At 63.7% G+C, this 25,512-nt stretch carries 20 protein-coding genes, 1 tRNA gene and 1 pseudogene; 13 read left to right on the top strand and 9 right to left on the bottom strand.

From position 1 onward, the window contains the following. Nucleotides 1-433: 433 nt before the first annotated feature. Nucleotides 434-763 (bottom strand): annotated as a pseudogene (locus tag RAD04_RS16175) (NYN domain-containing protein); the annotation flags it as partial. Nucleotides 764-978: 215 nt separating this feature from the next. Further along, nucleotides 979-1,329, bottom strand: coding sequence for a hypothetical protein (locus RAD04_RS16180; protein ID WP_461624562.1), 351 nt, complete (start codon nt 1,327-1,329; stop codon nt 979-981). 805 nt (nt 1,330-2,134) lie between these two features. Between RAD04_RS16180 and RAD04_RS16185 the strand changes: the two genes are divergently transcribed. The 3 genes from RAD04_RS16185 (at nt 2,135) to pepT (ending at nt 5,200) form a co-directional block, all read left to right on the top strand. After that, nucleotides 2,135-2,344, top strand: coding sequence for a hypothetical protein (locus tag RAD04_RS16185; RefSeq protein WP_461624563.1), 210 nt, complete (start codon nt 2,135-2,137; stop codon nt 2,342-2,344). A 1,173-nt stretch (nt 2,345-3,517) separates the two neighbouring features. After that, nucleotides 3,518-3,847: an HU family DNA-binding protein gene (locus tag RAD04_RS16190; protein WP_091965285.1), complete on the top strand. Its 330-nt coding sequence runs from the start codon at nt 3,518-3,520 to the stop codon at nt 3,845-3,847. A 102-nt stretch (nt 3,848-3,949) separates the two neighbouring features. Further along, nucleotides 3,950-5,200 (top strand): peptidase T, encoded by a 1,251-nt coding sequence (gene pepT, locus RAD04_RS16195; protein WP_461624564.1) that lies wholly within the window; start codon nt 3,950-3,952, stop codon nt 5,198-5,200. A gap of 50 nt (nt 5,201-5,250) precedes the next feature. Here pepT and RAD04_RS16200 read toward each other — a convergent pair whose 3' ends face one another. Beyond that, nucleotides 5,251-6,138 carry a hypothetical protein gene (locus RAD04_RS16200; RefSeq protein ID WP_461624565.1) on the bottom strand — a complete coding sequence of 296 codons (888 nt, stop codon included), beginning with the start codon at nt 6,136-6,138 and terminating at the stop codon, nt 5,251-5,253. A 350-nt stretch (nt 6,139-6,488) separates the two neighbouring features. Between RAD04_RS16200 and RAD04_RS16205 the strand changes: the two genes are divergently transcribed. The 6 genes from RAD04_RS16205 (at nt 6,489) to RAD04_RS16230 (ending at nt 13,682) form a co-directional block, all read left to right on the top strand. Continuing rightward, nucleotides 6,489-6,722 carry a hypothetical protein gene (locus RAD04_RS16205; protein ID WP_461624566.1) on the top strand — a complete coding sequence of 78 codons (234 nt, stop codon included), beginning with the start codon at nt 6,489-6,491 and terminating at the stop codon, nt 6,720-6,722. 121 nt (nt 6,723-6,843) lie between these two features. Beyond that, on the top strand, nt 6,844-7,206 hold the full coding sequence (locus tag RAD04_RS16210) for a hypothetical protein (RefSeq protein WP_461624567.1): 363 nt from the start codon (nt 6,844-6,846) through the stop codon (nt 7,204-7,206). Between the two features lie 54 nt (nt 7,207-7,260). Beyond that, nucleotides 7,261-8,535, top strand: a complete 1,275-nt coding sequence (gene ihpA / locus RAD04_RS16215; protein WP_461624568.1) for a divalent metal ion exporter subunit IhpA — start codon at nt 7,261-7,263, stop codon at nt 8,533-8,535. Beyond that, complete coding sequence (gene ihpB, locus RAD04_RS16220; RefSeq protein ID WP_461624569.1) at nt 8,532-9,506, top strand: divalent metal ion exporter adaptor subunit IhpB; 975 nt, start codon at nt 8,532-8,534, stop codon at nt 9,504-9,506. Before ihpA ends, ihpB begins: the two co-directional genes overlap by 4 nt. Next, nucleotides 9,499-12,717: an efflux RND transporter permease subunit gene (locus RAD04_RS16225; RefSeq protein ID WP_461624570.1), complete on the top strand. Its 3,219-nt coding sequence runs from the start codon at nt 9,499-9,501 to the stop codon at nt 12,715-12,717. The genes ihpB and RAD04_RS16225 overlap by 8 nt, the downstream gene beginning before the upstream one ends. Nucleotides 12,718-12,719: 2 nt before the next feature. Further along, entirely contained in the window at nt 12,720-13,682 is a 963-nt protein-coding gene (locus RAD04_RS16230; RefSeq protein WP_461624571.1) for a cation diffusion facilitator family transporter, read from the top strand. A 6-nt stretch (nt 13,683-13,688) separates the two neighbouring features. On the opposite strand, the gene RAD04_RS16235 is transcribed toward RAD04_RS16230, so the two are convergent. Beyond that, nucleotides 13,689-15,338, bottom strand: a complete 1,650-nt coding sequence (locus RAD04_RS16235) for a hypothetical protein (RefSeq protein WP_461624572.1) — start codon at nt 15,336-15,338, stop codon at nt 13,689-13,691. Between the two features lie 33 nt (nt 15,339-15,371). Then, on the bottom strand, nt 15,372-16,232 hold the full coding sequence (locus tag RAD04_RS16240) for a class I SAM-dependent methyltransferase (protein ID WP_461624731.1): 861 nt from the start codon (nt 16,230-16,232) through the stop codon (nt 15,372-15,374). A 372-nt stretch (nt 16,233-16,604) separates the two neighbouring features. Here RAD04_RS16240 and RAD04_RS16245 point away from each other — a divergent pair, with 372 nt between their 5' ends. The 3 genes from RAD04_RS16245 to RAD04_RS16255 all read left to right on the top strand — a co-directional run bounded on the left by RAD04_RS16245 (nt 16,605) and on the right by RAD04_RS16255 (nt 19,578). Next, nucleotides 16,605-18,446: a caspase family protein gene (locus RAD04_RS16245; protein ID WP_461624573.1), complete on the top strand. Its 1,842-nt coding sequence runs from the start codon at nt 16,605-16,607 to the stop codon at nt 18,444-18,446. Between the two features lie 575 nt (nt 18,447-19,021). Then, a complete protein-coding gene (locus RAD04_RS16250) occupies nt 19,022-19,384 on the top strand; it encodes a hypothetical protein (protein ID WP_092257364.1) in 363 nt (120 codons plus the stop codon). 117 nt (nt 19,385-19,501) lie between these two features. Then, nucleotides 19,502-19,578: transfer RNA gene (locus RAD04_RS16255), tRNA-Val, on the top strand. A 136-nt stretch (nt 19,579-19,714) separates the two neighbouring features. Here RAD04_RS16255 and RAD04_RS16260 read toward each other — a convergent pair. The 3 genes from RAD04_RS16260 to clpX form a co-directional block, all read right to left on the bottom strand. After that, nucleotides 19,715-20,119: a GFA family protein gene (locus tag RAD04_RS16260; protein ID WP_461624574.1), complete on the bottom strand. Its 405-nt coding sequence runs from the start codon at nt 20,117-20,119 to the stop codon at nt 19,715-19,717. A gap of 72 nt (nt 20,120-20,191) precedes the next feature. Further along, nucleotides 20,192-22,615, bottom strand: coding sequence for an endopeptidase La (gene lon, locus RAD04_RS16265; protein WP_091965275.1), 2,424 nt, complete (start codon nt 22,613-22,615; stop codon nt 20,192-20,194). Nucleotides 22,616-22,942: 327 nt separating this feature from the next. Next, nucleotides 22,943-24,214, bottom strand: a complete 1,272-nt coding sequence (gene clpX, locus RAD04_RS16270) for an ATP-dependent Clp protease ATP-binding subunit ClpX (protein WP_018320118.1) — start codon at nt 24,212-24,214, stop codon at nt 22,943-22,945. Between the two features lie 178 nt (nt 24,215-24,392). On the opposite strand from clpX, the gene RAD04_RS16275 reads away from it, so the two are divergent. After that, nucleotides 24,393-24,599 (top strand): hypothetical protein, encoded by a 207-nt coding sequence (locus RAD04_RS16275; protein WP_461624575.1) that lies wholly within the window; start codon nt 24,393-24,395, stop codon nt 24,597-24,599. A 94-nt stretch (nt 24,600-24,693) separates the two neighbouring features. Here the strand turns inward: RAD04_RS16275 and RAD04_RS16280 are convergent, their stop codons facing one another. Then, nucleotides 24,694-25,329 (bottom strand): ATP-dependent Clp protease proteolytic subunit, encoded by a 636-nt coding sequence (locus tag RAD04_RS16280; protein ID WP_461624576.1) that lies wholly within the window; start codon nt 25,327-25,329, stop codon nt 24,694-24,696. Nucleotides 25,330-25,512 lie beyond the last annotated feature (183 nt).

Here is a 25,512-nt window from a genome sequence, read left to right on the forward strand (position 1 = left end):
CCAAAGAGTTTTATGAATGTTCGAAATCTGGAGCTGTGCGGAACCCATTCCTTCAAAATACTGCGCGAAGATTCTACAGCAGACCGGGAAAAAGTGGCAAGCCCTTTATTGATGTTAGATGTGGCCGACTGATGGCGATCCGGCTTGTTCTTTTTCATAATGTTGGCGCGTCAAAGCGCGTCCATCACGGCCCGCGAGGGCCTAACGGCAGAATGCTATGCGAATCTCGCCAGCAAGCGTTGCAATGTCAGAATCCGAACCGACCAGAGGGTCGGATTGCTCTCTAGTTCGTCCGTTGCTGAGCACCGAACCATATTGGCGATCAGTCCGGCGCAAATGCCGGCCTTTTCGTCGAGCTCATCCCTTGGACAACGCGCGTCGGGCGCCGAACCATACTAGCGATCTGGATTGCACGACGCACTGGCTACGCGGCTCACTTCTCGAACACGCTATCATTTCCCTTGAGGGCCGCGTTCGTCTCCCGGTCAGGAACCTGCTCCGGGCGATAGCGCACCTCGCGCGGACGCGGCGGCGGCCGCTCGGAAGGATTGCGACCGATCTTAGCCTGAAGCTCGGTGAGTTCGGTGAACACGTCTGCTTGGCGTCTTAGCTCGTCCGCGATCATAGGCGGATGGCTGGCGATCGTGGAGATCACCGTGACCCGCACGCCGCGGCGCTGCACGGCCTCGACCAGAGAGCGGAAGTCACCGTCACCGGAGAACAGCACCATCTGGTCTATGTGCTCAGCGACCCACGCACGATCTCTATTGCGAAACGCAGCCGGTCCATACATTTGGGTCAGAAGCGGTCGTCGGGCGAGCGCGGCTCCGCGTCCGCTCTACCAACGATAACGGACATCACGCTGGGATTACCATGGTTCGACTAAGGGCCGAGAGCTAACGTTCACGTCGCTCATACTTCTGGAATGTGCACCTCCGGTCAGGAGTGAATACCGAGACTCACCTTAAGCTGCCTCGCTCATTCCTTTAGATCAACGGTTCTTTTTTCACCGGACAGTGTGACGAAAGTACCGGTTTTGAGGCAAGCTAGACGGGCGGGCTCGCATCGTGAAGCCATGTTTGGATTGAGGCTGTTCTCTCTGCGGCAAGAATCGGCACGAGAAGAGCAGCTAATAGCGGGTCGCTGAGCATTGAGCCCCTCTTGCCCTTTGCTGCAATCACCCATGAAGCAGCCTTTGCCGCCGTTGATCCTCTTGTCGTACCCGGCACTACGGTCGCCAACGTACTTATAGTTGAATGCGGCTGCGCAATTGCTGGTGAAGATCAGCACCAAAACGATGAGTGCTGAAGTGGATGAATGATTTTTCATTAATCGCCTACTCCAAGCCCCTTGCAACTTAAACAGGTAGAGCGCGGTGCCCCTCGGCCGCAGGAGCGCTAACCGCGAGCTCGGGGACCGGTTGGTGTCAACTGGCTCCAGCCGATCCCGCGAAGCGCGCCCCGCTCATCCCCGCCGGGCCCGCGCCATCGCTTTTTGGTTGCCAATGCGGTTTTGCAAAGACGTCGGTTGGGTCTGCGAAAACCATCCGGACCTGCCCCGGGATGGAGAGGCGCTTGCCGTTGAGACGGAGCCCGCGCGCCCTGCCCTCGCTGCAATGTGCCGACTGAAGGTAGCGCACCGCGCCTGGAGGACGTTTTTCCGGGTCGAATTCGACAAAGATGTCTGGCGCCACTAGGCGTCGCCGAAGGCCTCCCCACTGAGGCGGATCACTGAATCAGCAAATGCAGAAATAGCCCGCGACGGCGGCGAGCCCGACCAGCGACGGGATGTAAAGGCGGTCGTGGGGCGCGGTTGTGAGAACGTCACGCTGCCAACGGGCCATAGCTTGCGCGGCGGGCTAACCGACCAGCGCCACTCTACACTACGCTATGGTGGCAAGCATCGAACCACCCCGCGGTCGGCGAGGTTCCTATTAGACCGTTGCTCCTAGGATTATTTCGGCGGTTGCAGCCCTGTCGAGCGAGCGACCTTGCGCGGTGGGACCGCGATGTATTCTGTCGACAAGACATTTCATCGGGGAGCTAATGCGATCCTCGAATTGTCCTAGATTGATTGCGGCCAAGTTCGCCTAATTATCCCCTCCTGCGGGCGCTTCGGCGCGCTGGAACGTTTGGTGCCGTGGCGCGTCCTTGAGATATCGATCCAGCTGCTTGTGGGTCGACCGATGGACACAGTAGCTGCCTATGCGATCTCGGCCTTTATCGTCGGCTTTGGCATCGGGATCTTCATTGCCGGCCTAAACTCTGGCGCGCCGGCTTTGTGGGCCTGCGTCGCCCTGATACCCGTCGCGATCGGGCTGCTCAGCCTTTTCGGTCCCAAATAACGAAACCTCCCGAAAAAAACGGCCCCAGCCGTCTTGGCAGCGACTGGGACCGTTGGACTACTCCGGCCCACGGGGGGCATGGAGTCGGAGCACAGCATCAATCCAGTCGCTTGCCGGTCGTTCCTGGGCTGTCCGCGGGCTTGAGGCCGCCCAACTCAGGCAGCCTTACTTCTACGTGTTCCGTTTATAAATACACGCCTGGGGAACAAATGCTGACCTATTAATTTCCACGGGTGTTCTTATCCGGAGAACTACGGGCCCCGGGCCTTTGTTCTCCGGTCGGAGAACTACGGGCCGCCAACTGAAGGGGCCTTACCTTGTCATAGCGTAGACGAAGAAGCCCGCCGCGATGGCCAGCCAAATCAGCGAGAGGCGGAAGTACAGAAGGTCCCGGGCCATCAGTCGTCCCATATGCGCTCGCCGCAATTGCACTGAAATAGCCGGACCGTGCGCCCCTTAATCGGATCCAGGAGGGATTGCATCAAGCGGGGGAAGGCTGCGCAGGTTGGGCATCGGGGGCCATGGTCCTGTGCCTGTTGCTTGGGAAGATCGGCTTCCTTCTCGTCGGTCACCATCTCCTCCTCCTCCGGAGTCGGGCGAGATATGCGCCAAAGTGCGCACTTGTTCCAAAGACGAAGCTAGGACAGCTCTAAAATCAACTCGGACACTTGACGGTCAAATACGGACAGCACCTCCGGTTAGGAACGCGAGCCTCCTCAAGGTGCTTGACCTGCACACCTGCCGAAGAACAGGTGAACTCTCTTGGTTGACGCACCAGCCGTCCAGACAGCGGCTGGGGCTTTTTCGGTGGGCCTTGGGCCTACAACACTCATGCAAGGGCGGTTTCAACTTCGCCCTTTTCAGCGCTCGTTCTGGTTCCAGGAAAGTTGAAACTCGCATTGAGATTGAGGACCATTAGGCCGGCCTGTCACGCCGGAGGTCGCGGGTTCGAGCCCCGTCTCTCGCGCCATTTTGGCAACCCCTTCATAGTCTTAGCTTGAACTCCTCGACTTCGGCCGCATCTGCGCCGGCGATTGCCTGCCGCTGGCGGGAACTCTCGGCATAGTCAGCCCGCGCCCGAATCGTCTACGTCTCAAAGGACTTAGAGGGATCCCCACGCATTCTCGGCTTTTCCAGGGATACCCTGTCATTGGACAACCGAGGAGGCCAGTCATGGCTAAAAAGGATACGGCCAAGAAGGATTCGGCGAAGAAGGCAGCTGCTCCCGCTACCATCACGCTCAAGCACCTCGCTGCCGATATCGCCGAGAGCCAGGACCTGTCGAAAAAGCACGCCGAGGCGGTCCTGACCGACATGGTCGATTTGATCGCCAAGCACCTTAGGAAGGGCGACCGGGTCCGCATCGTCGGACTCGGCATTCTCCAGGTCCGCAAGCGCGCCGCCCGAACCGGCCGCAATCCCGCCACCGGCGAGCCGATCCACATCAAGGCCAGCAAGAAGGTCACCTTCCGCCCGGTCAAGGAACTGAAAGAGGCGATCTGAGGCTACTCTTCGTTAAGCCTGATCCTACCCCCTTCCTGCCGCAACGCGGCCCGCTTTTCTGGTATACCGGCTGCTCCCCTGACCCCGGCGGTTTGACCAGAAATGTCCTCCCTCACCTTTTCGCATACCGTGACCGAGCGCTTCCTGCGCTACGTCACTATCGACACCCAGTCCGATCCGGAATCCCCTCACTCGCCCTCGACCGAGAAGCAGAAGGATCTCGGCCGCGTGCTCGCCGCGGAGCTGAAGGCCATGGGCGTTGAGGACGCGCATCTCGACGATTACGGTTACGTCTACGGAACGATCCCGGCCAACACGACGAAGAAGGTGCCGGTGATCTGCTTCTGCTCGCACATGGACACTTCGCCCGACGTCACCGGCAAGGACGTGAAGCCGCAAGTTCTGAAGAACTATCGCGGCGGCGACATCACCCTGCCGGGCGACACCAGCCAGGTGATCCGCTTCAATGAGCATCCCGCGCTGAAGAACCAGATCGGCAACGACATCATCACCACCGACGGCACGACGCTGCTGGGCGCCGACAACAAGGCGGGCGTTGCCGAGATCATGGATGCCGCGCACTTCTTCATCAACAATCCCGATGTGAAGCACGGCACCATCAAGATCCTGTTCACGCCGGACGAGGAGATCGGCCGCGGCGTCGACAATGTCGACATCAAGAAGCTGGGTGCCGATTTCGGCTACACCATGGACGGCGAAAGCGCCGGTTGCGTCGAGGACGAGACCTTCTCGGCCGACGGCGCCACCATCACCATCAACGGCGTCAGCGCCCATCCCGGCTACGCCAAGGGCAAGATGGAGCACGCGATCAAGATCGCGGCCGCCATCGTCGAGCGGCTGCCGAAGGAAGGCTGCTCGCCGGAGACGACCTCGGGCAAGCAGGGCTTTCTGCATCCGATCGGCATCGAGGGCGCGCTGGAACAGGCGAGGCTCTCTTTCATCGTCCGCGACTTCACCGAGGAAGGGCTGAAGGAGAAGGAGGTCCTGCTCGAGAGCATCGTCAAGGACGTGATGAAGGACTATCCGCGCTCGACCTACACGTTCGAGGTGCGGGAGCAGTACCGCAACATGAAGCAGGTGATCGACCGTCACCCGCACGTGCTCGAATACGCCATCGAGGCGATCCGCCGCGCCGGCCTGCGGCCGATGCGCACCGCGATCCGCGGCGGCACCGATGGCTCGCGCCTGTCCTTCATGGGCCTGCCCTGCCCCAACATCTTTGCTGGCGAGCACGCATTTCACTCGCGGCTCGAATGGGTCAGCCGGCAGGACATGGAAAAGGCCGTGCAGACCATCGTGCATCTCGCGATGATCTGGGAAGAGAAAGCCTGAGGCTTCCGTCCGTTATGGCCGGGCTTACGCCCGGCCATTTGTTTCAGAGCTTACGGCACCGGCATTGCGCGCGGATTGCGATGGAAGCGGTTTGAGCTCGCCATCCAGTTCGGCAATGGTTCGCCATCGCGATGCCGCCCACCGGCCACAGCCGCAGCCCACGCCACCGCGGCGCCGATCAGGGTCGCGGCCGCGACCGAGAACGCCACGATGATCGAGTTGCGCCGCGCGCGGTTGATGGCGGTCTTGGAGTCCGCGATCAGCGCATCTACCCGCCGTTCGGCGTCGGGGGCCTGTAGCCCCGTCAGACCAGCAACCTGCTGCACCAGATAGGCGCGGTCATCGGTGCTGATTCCGCTATGGCTGGACGACGTCATCAGAATCCGTCCCGCCTCAGCGCGTGCCTCCCTCAGATCGATGTTTGGGGCGCGACGCGGCGCACGGAACAGCTTGTCGAGCTCATAGCTGAGCAGCGGCTCGGCCGCGGACGTATTGCTTGCCGAGCTGCGCATCGGCGAACGGTCGATCGCGGCAGCGCCGAGCAGCGCGAGCAGAGCCGCGCCAGCCAGCACGGCCAGGGCCCAGGAGGTCAGCCCATGCAGGCCGTCCCGTCGTTCGCCATCGTCTTCGATCGTCGTCAGCGCGGGCGCCGGTCGCGTCGTCCGGCCGGCGATGTAGCCGCCGAACCCGAAGCTGATGATCGCCTGGATGATCAGGTACAGCCCGGACAGCAGCGCCAGCGCCGCCGAGGCATCGCGCCATGTCGGCGAGGCTGAACTGACACCCAGGCCGACCGCGACGCCAAAGCCGATCAGGATGAACGACATTGCACCGGCGGCGAGAGCGCCTGCGAACACCGAGCTCCACTGGATGGTCCGGCGGTTGTCGGACGCCGCCCCGCCGCCCTCCATCATGTCTTCCCGTACGAGCGTTTCCATTGCCGTTCTCTCAGCGCAGGCCGAAGAACGACAGGATCGCCATGATCACGACGATCAGGCCGATCAGATAAATCAGTCCGTCCATAGTCCCATCCTCCTCAACATTCCTGATCGCTAATCGGGAGGAATGAGGAACGTTCCTAATTCGGCATCGAGGTGCGGAACGAACCGGCCCGATGTGCATTGTCTGTTCAAGTCCCAAGGATGAAGATTGTGAGCACGAAGGCCTCAGCCGGTCAGCCCCGGGCTGGGGCCCTTCCTTTTGCGCTTCCTGTCCTATGTTAACGACGCCGGCTCTCCGATCATAAAGGATGCCACCGGGGCGGAACCTCCGGATCGGGGAGAGCCGCGTGGACCGCAGAACGGCGTGCCTTCATCAGGCAGATGCATTTCGGGAAAAGGCGATCGCCGATCCCGAGCAGCACGACAGATGGATCGATGAAGCCATCAAATGGCTGGAGCGGGCGATGGAAGCCGGCCGTTGCGCAATCGTCTCGGCCGAAGCCGGCGACACCGGCGATGTTCCAGAGGTGGCATGCGAAGTGGCAGCCGACCCTCAACTCGGCCTGATCACGCGTCAATGAGACGCGTTGGCGTTTGCGGCCAGGACTGCGGCAATTCTTCAAGGGACGTAACAATGTTGCGGGTCGACACTGTTCCTGCCCCCATGCTAGGCCGGGCATGGACCGCAACCAGAGTGACGTCGTGCCCACGAACCGCCAGCCCTCAGGAACTTGCCGCCGGCGCAACTGGCGCGGGCTGCTGTCTGTGCTGATCGCGGTCGTCTACCTGCTCGCGAGCGCGCTGCATGGCTCGCACGACATCGACGTCACCACGCCCGGCGGTGGCTCGGAGATCGCCGCGGTGCTTGATGGCCCCACGGGCCATAGTGACCACAAGGCCATCGGCGGACATCATTGCCATGGCTGCTTCTCGCTGACGGTGACACAGCCGGCGCCGGCAGCCGTGTCGGTCGCGCTTGCATCCGCATCGAGCCCGCAGCATGCGCCCCGGCTCGCCGGAATTACCCCCGACACCGATTCCCCGCCTCCCAAACATATTGCCTGAACGGATTGGTCGGGCGTCCGCGCCCATTAGGTTCATCCTTCACAGGTCGGTTTTATGTTTCGCAGGAGAATGGCCGCGCGCATGGCGTGCGCGGTGGCGTGTCTGATTGCAGGATCGGCGATTGCGCCGTCGCACGCCCAGACTGTGACGATGCGGAGCGCGCTGTCGCGCGCGCTGGCCGCGAGCCCGCGGCTGACGGCGGCGGAGCGCGACGTCGGCATCGCCACGGGCCAGCGCATCCAGGCGGGCGCCCTGCTTAATCCGGAACTGTCCTACGAGCAGGACGATTCATTCGGCTCCGGCAACTACCGCGGGACGCGATCGGCCGAGACCACGCTCCAGATCAGCCAGGCCTTCGAGCTGTTCGGCAAGCGCGACGCGCGGATCGCCGCTGGCGCGGCCGGGATCGAGGTCGCCGCGATCCAGCGCAAGGCTGTCAGGCTGGAAGTGCTGTCGGAGACCGCGATCGCCTTCCTCAGCGTGCTCGGCGCGCAGCGGCGCATCCAGATCCTCGACGAGCAGATTGCCGCGATCGACCGCTTGACGCCGCTCTTGCGCCGCCGCGTCGAAGCCGGCGCCTCCTCGCCGGCCGAGACCGGCCGCGCCGAAGTCGCCTCCGCCCTGGTGAAGGCCGATCGCGAGCGCTTCAAGGCAACGCTGGCCAGCGCCCGGCGCGAGCTTGCGGTGCTGATGGGCGATCCCGCAGCGAAATTCGGCGAGGTCTCCGGCCGGCTCGACACCATGGGCAAGCCGCCGACCTTCCAGTCGGTGGTCGCCGCCATCGACGCCAATCCGCAGCTGGTGCGCTGGACCGCCGTCTTTGCCCAGCGCAATGCCGAGCTGCTGCTGGCCCGGCTCAAGCCCTATCCGGACGTGCGGATCGCGGCCGGCTGGCGCCACTTCAACGAGACCAATGACGATGCGGTGCGGCTCTCCCTCTCGGTGCCGATCCCCGTGTTCGACCAGAACCAGGGCAATATCCTCTCGGCGCAGGAAAGCCTCGCCAAGACCAAGGCCGAGCGCGAGGCCAACCGCAACGCCTTGATCGTGATTGCCGGCCGCGCTTATGACTCGTTGCAAGGCTCGCTGCGCGAGCTCGCCGTGCTGCGCGAGACCGCCATTCCCAAGGCCGTCGAGGCGTCCGAGGCGATCTCGCAAGGCTACGGCCAGGGCCGCTTCACCCTGCTCGAGGTGCTCGACGCCCAGGCGAGCGTCACCCAGGCGCGCCTGCGCGAGCAGGAGGCGCTTCAGAATTTCCACGCAGGCGTTGCGACCATCGAAGGCCTCGTCGGCAATCCCTTCACGCTGGCGCGGGAGAGCGCACGATGAAGACGTCCTCCACCATTCTCGTCGCCATCGTTGCCGCCGCGCTCGGGGCTTACGGCTATTCCCTGCTCGCGCCGACCACGCCCGCACATACCGAGCACACCGAGCATTCCGAAAAGAAGCCGAACGACCATGTCGAGCAGGACGAGCACGGTGCCGACCGCATCCGCATCTCCGACGTCAAGCTGGCAGCCGCGGGCGTCACGCTCGCCGAGGCCGCGAGCGCGACCCTGACCGACACGCTCGCCTTCAATGGCATCCTGCGTGCCAATCAGGAAGCCGTGGTGCAGGTGACGCCGCGCTTTCCGGGCCTCGCCAAATTGATCCAGAAGCGCATCGGCGACAAGGTCGGCAAGGACGATCTGCTCGCCGCGATCGAGAGCAACCAGAGCCTCACCGTCTACGAGCTGAAAGCGCCCATAGCCGGAACCATCATCGAGCGACAGATCTCGCTCGGCGAATACGCCTCCGAACAGAAGCCGGCCTTCGTCGTCGCCGACCTCTCGACCATCTGGGTCGACCTGTCGATCTACCGGCAGGACCTCCGCCGTGTCCACCTCAACGACGAGGTGCTGATCGATCCCGACGATGGCCGCGGCGAGATCAAGGGCACGATCTCCTACATGGCGCCGATCGGCTCGAGCGAGACCCAGACCGCATTGGCACGCGTGGTGCTGCAAAATCCGGACGGCCGCCTGCGCCCCGGCCTGTTCGTCACGGCACGGCTGATCCTCGCCGCACGCAACGTCGCGGTCGCCGTACGCCGCAGCGCGATCCAGACGCTGGAGAACCGGACCATCGTGTTCGTGCGCGAGGACGGCGACAAGATCGAGGCACGCCCGGTCGAGCTTGGTGATTCCGATCCGCGCCATGTCGAGATCAAGGCCGGCCTGTCGGCCGGCGAGCACTACGTTGCCGAGAACAGCTTCGTCGTGAAGGCGGAGATGGGCAAGGGCGAGGCCGAACATGATTGAGCGCCTGATCGCCGCTTCGCTGCATCAGCGCTGGCTGATCCTCCTGCTCGCGCTCGGCGCCATCGCTTTCGGGGCCTGGAATTTCCAGCGCCTTCCGATCGACGCGGTGCCTGACATCACCAATATCCAGGTCCAGATCAACACCCGCGCCCCCGGTTATTCGCCGCTCGAGACCGAGCAGCGCATCACCTTCCCCGTCGAGACCGCGATGGGCGGACTGCCCAAGCTCGACTATACCCGCTCGCTGTCGCGCTACGGCCTCAGCCAGGTGACGGTTGTCTTCAAGGACGGCACCGACATCTTCTTCGCCCGCCAGCTCGTCGGCGAACGCATCCAGCAGGTGAAGGACCAGCTTCCGGCTGGCGTCGAGGTCGCGATGGGTCCGGTCTCGACCGGGCTCGGCGAGATCTTCATGTACACCGTCGAAGCCAAGACGGGCGCGAAGACGCAGGGCGGTCACGACTATTCGCTGACCGATTTGCGCACGGTGCAGGACTGGATCATCAAGCCGCAGCTTCGCAACGTGCCAGGGGTGATCGAGGTCAACACCATCGGCGGCTTCGAGCGGCAATTCCACGTGCTGCCGGACCCGGGCAAACTGATGGCCTACCGGCTCGGCTTTCGCGACGTCATGACGGCGCTCGCCGCCAACAACGCCAATGTCGGCGCCGGCTATATCGAGCGCAACGGCGAGCAATATCTGGTTCGCTCGCCGGGCCAGGTCGGCAATATCAGCGAGATCCAGGACATCGTCATCGGCTCGCGCGGCGGCAATCCTGTCCGGATCAGGGACGTCGCGACCGTCACGGTAGGCCGCGATCTGCGCACGGGCGCCGCGACGCGCGATGGCGAGGAGACCGTGCTCGGCACCGCCATGCTGCTGATCGGCGAGAACAGCCGCACGGTGGCCCGCCGCGTCGCAGCCCGGCTCGAGGACATCGCCAAATCGCTGCCCGACGGCGTCGTGACGCGAACCGTCTACGACCGCACCGATCTGGTCGAAGCCACCATCCGCACGGTCAGGAACAACCTCCTCGAAGGGGCCGCCCTGGTGGTGGCCGTGCTGTTCCTGATCCTCGGCAACATCCGCGCCGCCCTCGTGGTGGCCTGCGTCATTCCGCTGTCCATGGCGATGACGATCACCGGCATGGTCGAGACGAAAGTCAGCGCTAACCTGATGAGCCTCGGCGCGATCGACTTCGGCATCATCGTCGACGGTGCCGTAATCATCGTCGAGAATTGCCTGCGCATGCTGGCCGCGGCCCAGCGCGAGAAAGGCGGCCTGCTCACGACCTCTGAGCGGCTGCGCGCGATCCTGCGCGGGTCGAGCGAGGTGATCAAGCCGAGCCTGTTCGGAACGCTGATCATTGCCGTGGTCTATCTGCCCGTGCTGACGCTGACGGGCGTCGAGGGCAAGATGTTCACGCCGATGGCGCTGACCGTGCTGATGGCGCTGGGCGCCGCCGTGCTGTTCTCCATCACCTTCGTGCCGGCGGCCGTCGCCATCTTCGTCACCGGCAAGGTGTCCGAGCACGAAAACCTGTTCATGCGCATGGCCAAGCGCGCCTACGTCCCCCTGCTCCGCTTTGCCATCGACAACCGGCTCGCAGTCGCCGTCATGGCTGCATTCATCGTGGTCGCAAGCGGCGTCGCCGCTTCGCGGATGGGCGGCGAGTTCATTCCGAGCCTGGACGAAGGCGACGTCGCGCTGGCCTCGATCCGGATTCCCGGCACCAGTCTGACGCAATCCCTCGACCTGCAGAAGGCGCTGGAAAAGCGCATCACGCAGATTCCGGAAGTGAAGGAGTTCTTCACCCGCATCGGCACCGCCGAGATCGCGACCGATCCGATGTCGCCGGCGCAGACCGACGGCTACATCATGCTGAAGCCGCGCTCCGAATGGCCCGACCCGGGCAAATCGAAATCGGAGGTGATCGAAGCGATCGACAAGGCCGCCGACGACATTCCCGGCAGCGCCTACGAGATCTCCCAGCCGATCCAGTTCCGCGTCAACGAGCTGATCTCGGGGGTGCGCAGCGACGTCGGAGTCAAGATCTTCGGCGATGACCTCGACATCCTGCAAGGCGCGGCCAAGCAGGTCGAGGCCGCGATCCGCGGCATCCGCGGCGCCAGCGACGTCAAGATCGAGCAGGTCGCAGGGCTTCCGATCCTCACCGTCCGCCTCGATCGCCAGGCGCTCGCCCGCTACGGCCTCAGCGTCGGTGAGGTGCAGGGCATCGTCGAGATCGCGGTCGGCGGCAAGTCGGCCGGCAAGCTGTTCGAGGGTGATCGCCGCTTCGACATCGTGGTTCGCCTGCCGGAGCATTTGCGCGGCAATCTCGAGGCGATCCGGGCGATCCCGATCCCGCTGCCGCCCGGCGAGGAAGCCGGCTCCGGCACGGCCGTTCGCACCGCGCTGTCCGCCTCCCCGCTCACCCAGATGCGCTATGTGCCGCTGTCGTCGGTCGCAACCGTCGACGCGACGCCCGGCCCGAACCAGATCAGCCGCGAGAACGGCAAGCGGCGCATCGTCGTCACCGCCAACGTCCGCGCGCGCGACCTCGGCTCCTTCGTGGCCGAAGCCGAGACGGCGGTAGCGGAGAAGGTCAAGCTGCCACCCGGCTACTGGATCGGCTGGGGCGGACAGTTCGAGCAGTTGGTCTCCGCGACAAAACGGCTGATGATCGTGGTGCCGGTGGCGCTTCTGCTGGTGTTCCTGCTGCTGTTCATGGGCATGGGATCGGCGGCGGACGCGGCGCTGGTATTTTCCGGCGTGCCGCTGGCGCTGACCGGCGGCGTCGCCGCGCTCTTGCTGCGCGGCATTCCCTTGTCGATCAGCGCCGGCGTGGGCTTCATCGCGCTCTCCGGCGTCGCCGTGCTCAACGGCCTCGTCATCATCGCCTTCATCGAGCGGCTGCGCAGCGAGGGGCGGCCCATCGCGGACGCCGTGCGCGAGGGCGCGCTGACGCGGCTGCGCCCGGTGCTGATGACGGCGCTGGTCGCCTCGCTCGGCTTCGTGCCGATGGCGCTCGCGACCGGTGCCGGTGCAGAAGTTCAGCGGCCGCTGGCGACCGTGGTGATCGGCGGCATCATCTCCTCGACGGTGCTGACATTGCTGGTGCTGCCGGCGCTCTACGTGCTGTTCCGCCGTGACGTCGCAAACGAAACGCCTACAATGGCGCCTGATTTGGCGGCTTCCGGGGAGCGCTAGGATTGGGCAGCCACGACCATCACGGTCATCACCACCATGATCATGGCGACCATGGACATGGTCACGACCACGGTCACGGCCATGTCCATGCGCCCGTCAATTTCGGCAAGGCGTTCGCGATCGGCATTTCGCTCAACACCGCGCTGGTGGTGGCCGAGGCGGTCTACGGCTATCTCGGCAACTCCACCGCCCTGCTCGCGGACGCCGGTCATAATCTGTCCGACGTGCTCGGTCTGGTCGTGGCCTGGGGCGCCTCGATCGCGGCACGGCGGGCGCCTAGCGGCCGCTTCACCTACGGTTTTCGCGCCTCCACCATTCTGGCGGCGCTGGCCAATGCGGTGTTCCTGCTGGTCGCGACCGGCGCAATCGGCTGGGAGGCGATCCTGCGGCTGCGCGAGCCGGAGCCGGTCGCGGGCGTCACCGTGATGGTGGTCGCCGGCATCGGCATCCTCATCAACGGTTTTACCGCCATGCTGTTTGCGAGCGGCCGCAAGGACGACATCAACATCGAAGGCGCCTATCTGCACATGGCCGCCGACGCTGCGGTCTCGCTCGGCGTCGTGGTGTCGGCGGCGCTGATCATCTGGACCGGCTGGCTCTGGCTCGACCCCCTCACCAGCCTCGTCATCTGCGCCACTATCCTCTGGAGCACGACCAGCCTGTTGCGCGGCTCCGTCGACATGTCGATGGCGGCAGCGCCCAGAGGCACTGATCTTGCCGCGATCAGGTCGTTCTTGCTCGCGCGTCCCGGCGTCACGGCGATCCACGATCTCCATGTCTGGCCGATCTCGACCACCGAGACGGCGCTGACCTGCCACCTCGTCATGCCCACTGGGGCTGGCGATGCCTTCCTGATGGAGACGGCGCAGCTGCTAAAGACGACCCATCGCATCGGCCACACCACGCTTCAGGTCGAGACCCAACCGGACAATGGTTGCGCGCTGGCGCCGGATGATGTGGTGTGACCGCGTCTATGCCTCGACGCGCTCGGCCCGGTCGGACTTGGCCCTGGCCCTGAGCCAATCACACAGCACGCTCCCCAGGATCGCACTCGAGCCGGCGAGGAAGGGAATGACGTAATACGCGTAGCGATTGAGCCCATAAACGAGGAAGGTCGGAAATGCGGCGCTGGCCAACGCCAGCAGGATCATCAAGCTGCCTCCGGCAACGAGGCGGCCGGTCGGCCACCGCACCAAACCCGCATGGCTCGCAGGGACGCCAATCAGAAGCACGAGAGCGAGGCCGAGTGTCGCCGAGGATAGCCACCAGATCGGACCCGGGAAATCGTCGTATTCGGTCGAAACCTGCAACCCGCAGCACAGCGCGACCAGTTCCGAGTTCGGCGCGTAGCCACGCGCAAAAAGGCGATTCAGGGTGAGCTGAAGCCGATCCGCGGAGAGCAGCCGCGACAGTGGCCACCAGGGTTTGTAGTAGTCGTGAACCAACTGTCCGGGTTTGAGCCCGGTCGGGCTGTCAAAGAACGGGAACCTGTCGCGGTCCATGAAATATTCGTAGCCCTGCGGATTGGGAGTCCGCCGCGCCACCGAATTTGCGTCGAACAGCAGGAAGTACATTTCCCGGAGAAAGTGCTTCGTGAGGTGTCGATAGAGCGTCGACGGCGTCGTCAGCGTTTCCACGAAGATGTCACGCACGACCCGCTCGAGATCCACTTCGCTGTCGCCGGGCTTCGCCAGCCGGTGTATCGCGCCGAACGGCCACTGATAGACACCGGTGTCGAGCCATCCCTGAGCAGTGTCCGCAGCCCGCATCTGCTCGACGTATCCCCGCGCCTGCGCCTTCCGGTCGAGATGAACGCCGTGCTCGAAATCGCCGGAATAGCCGACCACGAAGGCCATCGCGGCCACGATCTCGTTGCCGGCGGGGCGTTTGCCGATCGCCAAGTTGATCGCTGCCGGCGTCAGGTAGACGACCGAGGCGAAAAAGCCTGCCAGTGCAAGTACGCCAAGCCGACGCAGGAGCCCTGCGTCCAGCACCACCACCAGCCACAACAGAATGACCGCGGCCTGTCCTATCGCCGCCGACCGGCATGTTATCACGGTGCCGAGCGTCAAGCCCACGGCCGCTGCGGCCGGCAACGCCGGCCATTTCCTCAAGGCGGCGCCCGCGGCGATGAAAGCCGCAAGACTGACCAGGAAGTTGGAGATCGTCTCCGCACCGATCGTGTTATCGTAGTGGACGATGCGGCCGTGCAACGCGGCCAGACAAAAGGCCACGAGCGCGAAGAAACGCGGCGCGCCGGCAAAACGCACGATCCCTGCAACGAAAAGCGCAGTGCCGACGCTCATCAGGTGCTGCGCGATGACGAAGACGAGGATGTGCGGGCCGAACAGTTTTGACAGCAGCACAAGGAAGGCGGCCACGCCGTACGGCCGCTTCATCATATCCTCGAGATATTGTCCTCTCAGGATGGATTCGGCCTGGATGATATAGGCCGCGCTGTCCTCATGGATGAAGTGATCCGGCCAGTTCATCAGGAAAGCAAGATGAACCATCAAGACCAGGCCGATCGCGCAAAACCAGACCCAGAACCACGCGATGGAGTTCACCCACCGGGGCAAGGCGGACCAAAGACCAGTGCGCTGGTTCAGTGCTGGATTCATCTTCAATGCTCGCAACCGGGAGTTCGGGGGCGACTACGTCGCCTTCGCGGTCACGATCAAGATCGCGCCCTGCAACGCGACGCTCTGCCCCTTCTGGAACGGCGCGAGCATCTCACGGATCGAGGCTTTTGCGGCCGCATACGTCTCCGGCGGGTGTCCCTGCAGCGCGCGGCTGGCGGGGCCGATCTGCAAGGCGCCATCAACCGCGGCATCGAGGCCGCCGCCGATCGCCACATCCATCGCCAGATTGCGCGGCTCCATCGCCATGTCGACGAAACCCGCTCCCTTCAGGATGCGCATCACACGCCCCTCCGAGGCGAACGCGAACGGGCCCGGCTCCTCCGGCCCGACCGGCGGCATCTTCGGCACGTGCTTGTAGACCGCCATCAGCGGCGCCATCATCCACGGATTTTCCTTCGGCTCGCGCCAGCAGGCAAAGGCAAGACGCCCGGTCGGCTTCAGCGCGCGCCGCAAGTTGGTGAAGGAGGCAACGGGATCGGCGAAGAACATCACGCCGAAGCGCGAGGCCAGCAGATCGAAGCTCGCCGGCTCGAACGGATGCACCGTCGCATCCGCCAGCACGAAATCGAGCGGCAGGCCTTTGGGCGCGAATGCGCGCGCCTGCGACAGCATCGGCTCGGACACATCGAGGCCGAGCGCGAATCCACCGGGCGCCACCGCCTTGGCGAACGCGAACGTCGTCGCGCCGGAGCCGCAGCCGACATCGAGGACGCGCTCCCCGGGCCTCGGCTTGGCGCGGTCGATCAGCGCGTCGGCAATCGGTCTGAGCAGGCTCTCCTGCGCCGCATGGCGATCGGCCCAGCGCTGGCCGCTCGGGCCGTTCCAATAGGCGATCTGGTCGGCGTTTTGCTCGTGGCCGCTTGGCTGCTGCATGGTGTTCCCGGTCATTCCCATTCGCGATGCCCATCCCGTCGCGGTTTTGCAACCGCACAGGGGCGATACCACGTCGGGATGGCGGGCGCACCCTTCAAGGAGTCAAGGCGGGTCGCACGCCGGGCCCGGAACTACGAGATTGCGATGGTCGAACGGCCTCGGCTCATGCGACGCGCTTCGCGCAGGCACGCCCGGCAGCAATAGCGATAAATGAAATCAAGCAGCGCGCACATTGGACCAACCCTCCGTTGTGACTTGCAAGTCGATCATGGCGCGGGCTGGCCCGGATGCCTGTGACGTTGGTCACATAGGGGGCTTTGCCTTGATGGCATGCTCTGGACTATTCTGGTCACATTGCGATTTGGGGCTGCAATGGGCGTGTTTCGGTTTTTTCTATTTTTATTGACGGTCTTGTGCCTCGGCTGCGGCCCGGCGCACGCGGAAAAGCGCGTCGCCCTGGTGATGGGCAATTCCGCCTACAAGAGCGCGCCTCGGCTGACCAACCCGGTGAACGACGCCTCGGCGGTCGGCGGCATGTTGAAGAAGGCCGGGTTCGACCTCGTCGACATCAAGCTCGATCTCAATGCCGCCGAGATGCGGCGGGCGCTGCGCGACTTCGGTGGCAAAGCGCGTGAGGCCGACGTCGCCGTCGTCTATTATGCCGGCCACGGCATCGAGCTTGACGGCACCAACTATCTGATCCCCACCGACGCAACGCTCGAGACCGACAGCGACGTCCTCGACGAGACGCTGCCGCTGGACCGCGCTTTGTTCGCGGTCGAGCCGGCCAAGCAGCTCCGCCTCGTCATCCTCGATGCCTGCCGCGACAATCCCTTTGCCAAGACCATGAAACGCACGATCGCCGCGCGCGCCATCGGCCGCGGTCTCGCTAAGGTCGAGCCGACCAGCCCGAACACCATGGTCGCCTTCGCGGCGAAGGCGGGCTCGACGGCCTCAGACGGCAACTCCAAAAACAGCCCGTTTGCCGCAGCGCTGGTCGAACGCCTGCCGACGCCGGGGCTCGACCTGCGCAAGGCCTTCGGTTTCGTTCGCGACGATGTCCTCAAGAACACCGGCTACAAGCAGGAGCCTTATGTCTATGGCTCGCTGGGCGGCGACGACGTGCCGCTGGTTGCGACGAAACCGGTCGTCGCCGGCCCCCAGGCCAACCCCGACAGTGAGATCCGGCGCGACTACGAACTGGCGCTTCAGCTTGGGACGCGCGACGGATGGACCGCCTTCCTCAACCGCTTTCCGAGCGGCTTCTATACCGATCTCGCCAAAGGCCAGTTGAACAAGATCGCCGCCGAGGAAACCCGCGCGACCACGGCGGACAAGGCCCGGCAGGCGGAAGAGGAGAAGGCCCGGCTCGCAGCCGAGCGCGCCACCAAGACCGAGCAGGAGAAGGCGGCGGCCGCGGCCAAGGCGGCCGAGGACAAGCGTCTCGCCGCCGAGAAGGCCAAGCAGGTCGAGGAAGCCAAGGCGGCCGCAGCCGAGCAACGCCGGAAAGAAGCCGAGGCGGCAGTCGCGAAGGCAATCGCCGAGAAGCAGGCTGCCGAGAAGGCGCTGGCCGAGAAACTCGCGAGCGACAAGGCCGCAGCTGAGCTCGCCGCCAAGCAGGCCGCCGAGAAACAGGCCTCCGCCAACACGGAGCAGAAAGTGGCAGCGGTTGCGCCCTCTTCGACTCTGCCGGCGATGTCGCCGCAGGAAACGACAAAGCTGGTGCAGTCGGAGCTCCGCCGTGTCGGCTGTCTGACAGCTTCCGCAGACGGCGATTGGAATGCCTCGTCACAACGTTCGCTGGCGCTGTTCAACAAATATGCCGGCACCAAATTCGATGCAAAGCTCGCGAGCTTCGATGCGCTGGACGCGATCAAGGCCAAGCCCGGCCGCGTCTGCCCGCTGATCTGCGATCGCGGCTTCAAGGCAGACGGCGACACATGCACCAAGATCGCCTGCCGCGCCGGCTACCGCGTCAATGACGACAATGAATGCGAGAAGGTGCAGGACAAGAAACCGGTTGCGACGCGCGAGGACGCCAAGAAGCGGGATACTGAGCGCAAGCAAACGGAAGCCAAACCATCCAAGCCTCAGGCAAGCGGGCAGCTTATATGCGGCAGCGGAGGCTGTCGTCCGGTCAAATCGGGATGCCGGGTCGAGAGTGGGAGCTCGTCGGGTGCGGGATCGGTCGGATACAGGGAAGTGTGTCCCTAACTCTTCGGCAGCTTCAGGAGTTTAGCCGGGTCGAATTTTGGTGCCGGCCCGTCCGGCCCCAGAGTTGGCTGTTCTTCACTTTCCTGGTGCCAGCATTCCGCTCCCTCTCTAATCGTTGCCGATCTCGCTCAAGGCCGCCCCCCGCGTGCATTTCATTGGGCCACCGCCTGTTGCGCAGGTGGATATGCCTGCGGTGCACGTCGCTCCCGGTCGCATCGTGCCTGTCGAAGTGAACGCCGCGGGCGCAGCGCGGCGAAGGCGAGTCTTGCAAACTGGAACACCTGTCCTCGTCGAGTGGTTTGATTGCTGTTCGACCTTTTGGCGTCGACGTTGAAATGTTGCCTCGCTTTCGAGCGGGTGGGCGGTCACGGATTCGAACCGCGGACCCTCTCGGTGTAAACGAGATGTCCTAACCAATTAAGCTACCCCCTTGCCGTAGACATCACCGAAGCCCGCGCAGCCGGTCTCACCTGTGCGCATTGCGGCCGCATTGGTTTCACCGAACGGCCACATCGGAATCAGATGCCAACCAGATTTCGTCGATAGGTTTCGCCGTTCCTCAAACTGGAAAAGGCATGCCCATGCGCAGATTCACCGCATCCGTCATCGTTGCGGCTCTCTCCCTCGGAACACCGGCTCTCGTGCAGGCACAGGGCGCATCGTCACAACCCGGCGCGGAACAGCCATCCACTCAGTCCAGCACGGAGATCCGCAGCATCCAGGTCGTCGACGTCAAGGAATTGCAGCCGGCGGTGCGCGCGAAGGTCGATGAACTCGTGGCGCACACAAGCGACAAGGACATCCAGTCGCTCCGGCAGTCCATCGACGCCACACCGCAGGCGGCCTCCGTGCTCAAGGCCAAGGGCTTGAGCTCGTCGCAAGTCGTCGCGATCAATATCGCCGACGGTGTCCTGACGATGTTCACCAAGACAGCCTGACATCAGGCGGGGTTCCGGGCCGAGGCGTTGCACAGCGGCGGCGAGCACGATCGCCGCCTCCTCGGGCGCGCTCGGCCCTTGCTCCGACACCCGCCGAGGCGCTAAAGAGGCGCCGTGGGGCGGTTAGCTCAGCTGGTTAGAGCATCTCGTTTACACCGAGAGGGTCCGCGGTTCGAATCCGTGACCGCCCACCAGCCTTCGCTCGCTTCGCGAGCTACGGCTCGGCAAGCCAGCAACTCGGCAAGCCAGCGTTAGTGCTCGTGGCGCGAAGCGAGCGCAGGCCGCCGCCGAAAGCCCAACGGGCGAAGCCGGGCCTGTCGCAAACCAACCTCAATCCTGCGGCCTCCCCGGCAGCAGCGGCACCGCGTCGATCCACACCGCCGCCGACTGGCACCAGATCTGCCTGACGGGGCGCAATTTGTCGCGCTGGCGGATAGAGCCCCAGCGGATGCCCCAATCGTCGGCCTGGTCGCCCTCGCCGCTGGTGAACAGCGGGGAACCGCAATCGGCGCAGAAGTGCTGGAAGCGCATCCGGCCGTTGTCACCGCGCTTGCCGTAGATTTTGGGCGTACCGCCGGTCAGGCGGACATCAGCACCGGCACAGACGGCCGTCACCCGGAACGGCGAGCCGGTCAGCGTCTGGCAATCGGTACAGTGACAGACCGAGACCTCCTCCGGATCGACCTCGGCCTCGAAGGTGATTGTCCCGCAATGGCAATGCCCGTCGATCTGCATCGGCCTCCTCCCCCTGCCCGCAAAACAAAAACGGCGCCCGAAGGCGCCGTTCTATCATCTTTTCGCTGAGCCTCAGTGAGCGGTCAGACCGCCGGCAGCTTCATCGCCGTCCGGCTTCACCGTCACCTTGGTGTCCTCTTCCCAGACGATCGGCACAGGCTTCTTCACCAGCGCCTTGGCGACGACGTCGTCGAGGCGCGAGACCGGGATGATCTCCATGCCGCCCTTGATCGCATCGGAAATCTCCGTGAGATCCTTGGCGTTGTCCTCGGGGATCAGCACCGTCTTGATGCCGCCGCGGGCCGCAGCCAGCAGCTTCTCCTTCAGGCCGCCGATCGGCAGCACGCGGCCGCGCAGCGTGATCTCGCCGGTCATCGCGACATCGTGGCGGACCGGGATGCCGGTCATGACCGAGATGATCGCGGTGGCCATGGCGACGCCCGCGGACGGGCCGTCCTTCGGCGTCGCGCCCTCAGGCACGTGCACGTGGATGTCGCGGCGGTCGAACATCGGCGGCTCGATGCCGTAGTTGATCGCACGCGAGCGGACGTAGGACGCCGCCGCCGAGATCGACTCCTTCATCACGTCACGCAGATTGCCCGTGACCGTCATCTTGCCCTTGCCGGGCATCATGACGCCTTCGATGGTGAGCAGCTCACCGCCGACATCGGTCCAGGCAAGGCCGGTGACGATGCCGACCTGCGGCTCGCTCTCGATCTCGCCGAAGCGGTACTTCGGCACGCCGAGCAGCTCTTCCAGAGTCTTCTCGGTGACCTTGACCGACTTCTTCTTGGAGATCATCAGCTCCTTCACCGCCTTGCGGGCGAGTGTGGAGAGCTCACGCTCCAGATTACGCACGCCCGCTTCGCGGGTGTAGCGGCGGATCAAAAGCAGAAGCGCGTCGTCGTCGATCGAGAACTCCTTGGAGTCCAGGCCGTGCTTGGACACCGCGTTCGGGATCAGATGCTTGCGCGCGATCTCGACCTTCTCGTTCTCGGTGTAGCCCGCGATCCGGATGATCTCCATGCGGTCCATCAGCGGCCCGGGAATATTGAGCGTATTCGCGGTCGTGATGAACATCACGTTGGACAGATCGTAGTCGACCTCGAGATAGTGGTCGTTGAAGGTCCCGTTCTGCTCGGGGTCGAGGACCTCGAGCAGAGCCGAGGACGGATCGCCGCGGAAATCGGCGCCCATCTTGTCGATCTCGTCCAGCAGGAACAGCGGATTCGACGACTTCGCCTTCCGCATCGACTGGATGATCTTGCCGGGCATCGAGCCGATATAGGTGCGGCGATGACCGCGGATCTCGGCCTCGTCGCGCACGCCGCCGAGCGAGACGCGCACGAATTCACGCCCCGTCGCCTTCGCGATCGACTTGCCGAGCGAGGTCTTGCCGACGCCGGGAGGACCGACCAGGCACAGGATCGGGCCCGTGAGCTTGTTGGCGCGTGACTGCACCGCGAGATACTCGACGATGCGTTCCTTGACCTTCTCCAGCCCGTAGTGATCGGAGTCCAGGATGGCTTGCGCCGCTTCCAGGTCCTTCTTCACCTTGGACTTCTTGTTCCACGGGATCGACAGCAGCCAATCCAGATAGTTGCGCACGACGGTCGCTTCCGCGGACATCGGCGACATCTGGCGCAGCTTCTTCAACTCATGCTGCGCCTTCTCGCGCGCTTCCTTGGAGAGCTTGGTCTTGGCGATCTTCTCTTCGAGATCGGCGAGCTCGTCGCGACCGTCGTCGTCGCCGAGTTCCTTCTGGATCGCCTTCATCTGCTCGTTGAGATAATACTCGCGCTGGGTCTTCTCCATCTGGCGCTTGACGCGTGAGCGGATGCGCTTCTCGACCTGCAGCACCGAGATCTCGCTCTCCATCAGGCCCAGCACCTTCTCCAGGCGCGTGGTGACGGACAGCGTCTCCAGGATACCCTGGCGATCCGCGATCTTGACGGCGAGATGCGAGGCAACGGTATCGGCGAGCTTGGCGAAATCGGTGATCGCCTGCACGACGCCGACGACCTCGGCCGAGATCTTCTTGTTGAGCTTCACATAGCTCTCGAAGTCGGACACGACCGAGCGCGACAGCGCTTCCGCTTCGACCGACTTCGCATCGGTGTCGGCCAGCGCAATGGCGGTCGCTTCGTAATAGTCGGCGCGATCGGTGTATTTCTGCACGCGCGCACGCTCGAGCCCTTCGACCAGCACCTTCACGGTGCCGTCGGGAAGCTTCAAGAGCTGCAGCACGCTGGCAAGCGTACCGGTCTCGTAAATGGAGTCGGGCGCCGGATCATCGTCGGACGCGTTCTTCTGCGTCGCGAGCATGATCAGCGCGTCGTTCTTCATCACCTCTTCGAGCGCGCGGATCGACTTCTCGCGACCGACGAAGAGCGGAACGATCATGTGCGGGAAGACGACGATGTCGCGCAGCGGCAGCACGGGATAGGCGTGCGTTTCGCCATGAACGATGGTTGGCCTGGGTTTTGGATTAGTCATGGCCTTTTCCTTTTGCTTTGCCCCCTTGCACGCAGCCCGCCATGCTCATGCGCAACCGCCACAAGGTGCCGAGGTGATCCGCAAAACCGATCGGTCCGTTTTTTCGCGTTGGACCGGCTCGCCGGATCGGAACTGAGGCGAATCTGGAAGAGAATTTTCGCTCGCCGCCGACATTAGGTGGCTATCGACCCGGGGGGTGTCAAGTCATTGAAAAACGCGCGCCATCAGGCGCTTACGCAACGCGGTAAGCGACGCAACACCGGCTGCGGAGATACACTTCCGCAGCCCACTTTGAGGATACAATTGGAGCGTTCCAGCGCCGAAAGATCAGGCGCTGGCGTTCTCGACGGCGCGATCGGACCGATCGGCGTAGATGTAGAGCGGACGCGCCGTTCCTTCCACGACTTCGCGCGAAATCACGACCTCTTCCACACCTTCCAGGCCCGGCAGATCGAACATGGTCTCGAGCAGGATCGCCTCGAGGATCGAACGCAATCCGCGCGCACCGGTCTTGCGCTCGATCGCCTTGCGGGCAACCGCGCCAAGCGCCTCGTCGGCGAAGGTCAGCTCGATGTTCTCCATCTCGAACAGCCGCTGGTACTGTTTCACCAGCGCGTTCTTCGGCTCGGTGAGGATCTTCTTCAGCGAGGTCTCATCGAGGTCCTCGAGCGTCGCCACGACCGGCAGACGGCCGACGAACTCGGGGATGAGGCCGTACTTCAGGAGGTCCTCAGGCTCGACGTGACGGAAGATCTCACCGGTCCGGCGGTCTTCCGGCGCCATCACCTGGGCTGCGAAGCCGATCGAGGTCGACCGTCCGCGCGCCGAGATGATCTTCTCAAGGCCGGCGAAGGCGCCGCCGCAGATGAACAGGATGTTGGTGGTATCCACCTGCAGGAACTCCTGCTGCGGATGCTTGCGACCGCCCTGCGGCGGGACCGAAGCCACCGTGCCTTCCATGATCTTGAGCAGCGCCTGCTGCACGCCCTCACCCGACACGTCGCGCGTGATCGAGGGGTTGTCGGACTTGCGGCTGATCTTGTCGATTTCGTCGATGTAGACGATGCCGCGCTGGGCGCGCTCGACATTGTAGTCGGCGGCCTGGAGCAGCTTCAGGATGATGTTCTCGACGTCCTCGCCGACATAGCCGGCCTCGGTCAGCGTCGTCGCATCGGCCATGGTGAACGGCACGTCCAGGATGCGGGCGAGCGTCTGCGCGAGCAGCGTCTTGCCCGAGCCGGTCGGACCGATCAGCAGGATGTTCGACTTCGCGAGCTCGACGTCGTTGTGCTTGGTCTGGTGGTTGAGGCGCTTGTAGTGATTGTGCACCGCGACCGACAGGACCTTCTTCGCATGGCTCTGGCCGATCACGTAGTCGTCCAGGACCTTGCAGATTTCCTTCGGCGTCGGAATGCCGTCGCGCGACTTGACCAGCGAGGATTTGTTTTCCTCGCGGATGATGTCCATGCAGAGCTCGACGCACTCGTCGCAAATGAAGACCGTGGGACCCGCGATCAGTTTGCGGACTTCGTGCTGGCTCTTGCCGCAGAACGAGCAATATAGCGTGTTCTTGGAGTCGCTCGTGCCGACCTTACTCATTCATGTCTCCGTCCGCGGTTCGATCCCGTTCCGCTCGATCGCTCCATTCCGACACGATGGTCGGCATGAAGCTTAAGTAGAGCAAATTCCGTACCAAAAAAGACCCTACGCGTTACATCCCGTGCGAATCACGGTCACTCGATTCTCCGCGATCATAGCCGATCATTCGTAGCCAACCATGCTGTCACCCGACTATCAAGAATTCGCTAATCGGGGCTCGCCGGCTACCCGTGACAATACCGTGATTTCCGGTCTTGGCACGGGCGAAGTGATCGAAATCACCCCGGCGTTGCTGGATTGCCACGAAAAACAAGCACGAAAGCGGAACTTTCTGCTTGTCGCAGGGCGCAAACCACCGTTTTGCGACGCGCGCACGCGTCCATAGCGTGAACGCCACCTGATGGTAACAGGCGATCCCAAGGAGCTGCCCAAGGAGTTGCCCAAGGGCCTAACAAGGGATCGCCGCAGCCCCAGTAGTGCTACGGGGTCTTCGCCGCCGCCGGTTCCTCGGCGCGCTTGTCGATGACCTTGTCGACCAGGCCAAACTCCTTGGCGTCGTTCGCGGTCAGGAACTTGTCGCGCTCCAGCGCGTCCTCGATCGACTTGTAAGTCTGGCCGGTGTGCTTGACGTAGATCTCGTTGAGCCGCTTCTTCAGGTTCAGGATTTCCTGCGCGTGCAGCATGATGTCGGTGGCCTGGCCCTGGAAGCCGCCGGAGGGTTGATGCACCATGATGCGCGCGTTCGGCAGCGAGAAGCGCATGTCCTTCTCGCCGGCGGCGAGCAGCAGCGAGCCCATCGAGGCCGCCTGCCCCGTGCAAAGCGTCGAGACCGGCGGGCGGATGAACTGCATGGTGTCGTAGATCGCAAGGCCCGACGTCACCACGCCGCCCGGCGAGTTGATGTACATCGAGATTTCCTTCTTCGGATTTTCCGCCTCGAGGAACAACAACTGTGCGACGACCAGCGTCGACATGCCGTCCTCGACCGGGCCGGTCAGGAAGATGATGCGCTCCTTCAAGAGGCGCGAGAAGATGTCGTAGGCGCGCTCGCCACGGTTGGTCTGCTCGACCACCATGGGCACGAGGTTCATGTAGGTTTCAACCGGATCGCGCATGAGTCACCTAGGGTTTTTAAGAGGCGGACATCGCCAGTCTTGACTGCCAGTTTGGGCTGGATCTGTTGAAGGCCGACGGACGTCCTGTGATGCAGGAACTTGGTAGAGATAGAAAGGCGTACCGACAGATATAGCCCAATTCGCTTCTGACAAGTGCGGAGCGCATTAAGGCTTAATCCGTCG

The organism is Bradyrhizobium sp. 25ACV (assembly GCF_054863005.1).

What these genes read in the sequence shown, in the direction of transcription:
- RAD04_RS16275 (WP_461624575.1), top strand. Translation starts at nt 24,393, where the DNA reads ATGCTGTCACCCGACTATCAAGAATTCGCTAATCGGGGCTCGCCGGCT.
- RAD04_RS16235 (WP_461624572.1), bottom strand. Translation starts at nt 15,338, where the DNA reads ATGAATCCAGCACTGAACCAGCGCACTGGTCTTTGGTCCGCCTTGCCC.
- RAD04_RS16260 (WP_461624574.1), bottom strand. Translation starts at nt 20,119, where the DNA reads ATGCAGATCGACGGGCATTGCCATTGCGGGACAATCACCTTCGAGGCC.
- RAD04_RS16245 (WP_461624573.1), top strand. Translation starts at nt 16,605, where the DNA reads ATGGGCGTGTTTCGGTTTTTTCTATTTTTATTGACGGTCTTGTGCCTC.
- ihpB (WP_461624569.1), top strand. Translation starts at nt 8,532, where the DNA reads ATGAAGACGTCCTCCACCATTCTCGTCGCCATCGTTGCCGCCGCGCTC.
- RAD04_RS16250 (WP_092257364.1), top strand. Translation starts at nt 19,022, where the DNA reads ATGCCCATGCGCAGATTCACCGCATCCGTCATCGTTGCGGCTCTCTCC.
- RAD04_RS16200 (WP_461624565.1), bottom strand. Translation starts at nt 6,138, where the DNA reads ATGGAAACGCTCGTACGGGAAGACATGATGGAGGGCGGCGGGGCGGCG.
- RAD04_RS16280 (WP_461624576.1), bottom strand. Translation starts at nt 25,329, where the DNA reads ATGCGCGATCCGGTTGAAACCTACATGAACCTCGTGCCCATGGTGGTC.
- ihpA (WP_461624568.1), top strand. Translation starts at nt 7,261, where the DNA reads ATGTTTCGCAGGAGAATGGCCGCGCGCATGGCGTGCGCGGTGGCGTGT.
- RAD04_RS16190 (WP_091965285.1), top strand. Translation starts at nt 3,518, where the DNA reads ATGGCTAAAAAGGATACGGCCAAGAAGGATTCGGCGAAGAAGGCAGCT.
- pepT (WP_461624564.1), top strand. Translation starts at nt 3,950, where the DNA reads ATGTCCTCCCTCACCTTTTCGCATACCGTGACCGAGCGCTTCCTGCGC.
- RAD04_RS16180 (WP_461624562.1), bottom strand. Translation starts at nt 1,329, where the DNA reads ATGAAAAATCATTCATCCACTTCAGCACTCATCGTTTTGGTGCTGATC.
- clpX (WP_018320118.1), bottom strand. Translation starts at nt 24,214, where the DNA reads ATGAGTAAGGTCGGCACGAGCGACTCCAAGAACACGCTATATTGCTCG.
- RAD04_RS16225 (WP_461624570.1), top strand. Translation starts at nt 9,499, where the DNA reads ATGATTGAGCGCCTGATCGCCGCTTCGCTGCATCAGCGCTGGCTGATC.
- RAD04_RS16240 (WP_461624731.1), bottom strand. Translation starts at nt 16,232, where the DNA reads ATGCAGCAGCCAAGCGGCCACGAGCAAAACGCCGACCAGATCGCCTAT.
- lon (WP_091965275.1), bottom strand. Translation starts at nt 22,615, where the DNA reads ATGACTAATCCAAAACCCAGGCCAACCATCGTTCATGGCGAAACGCAC.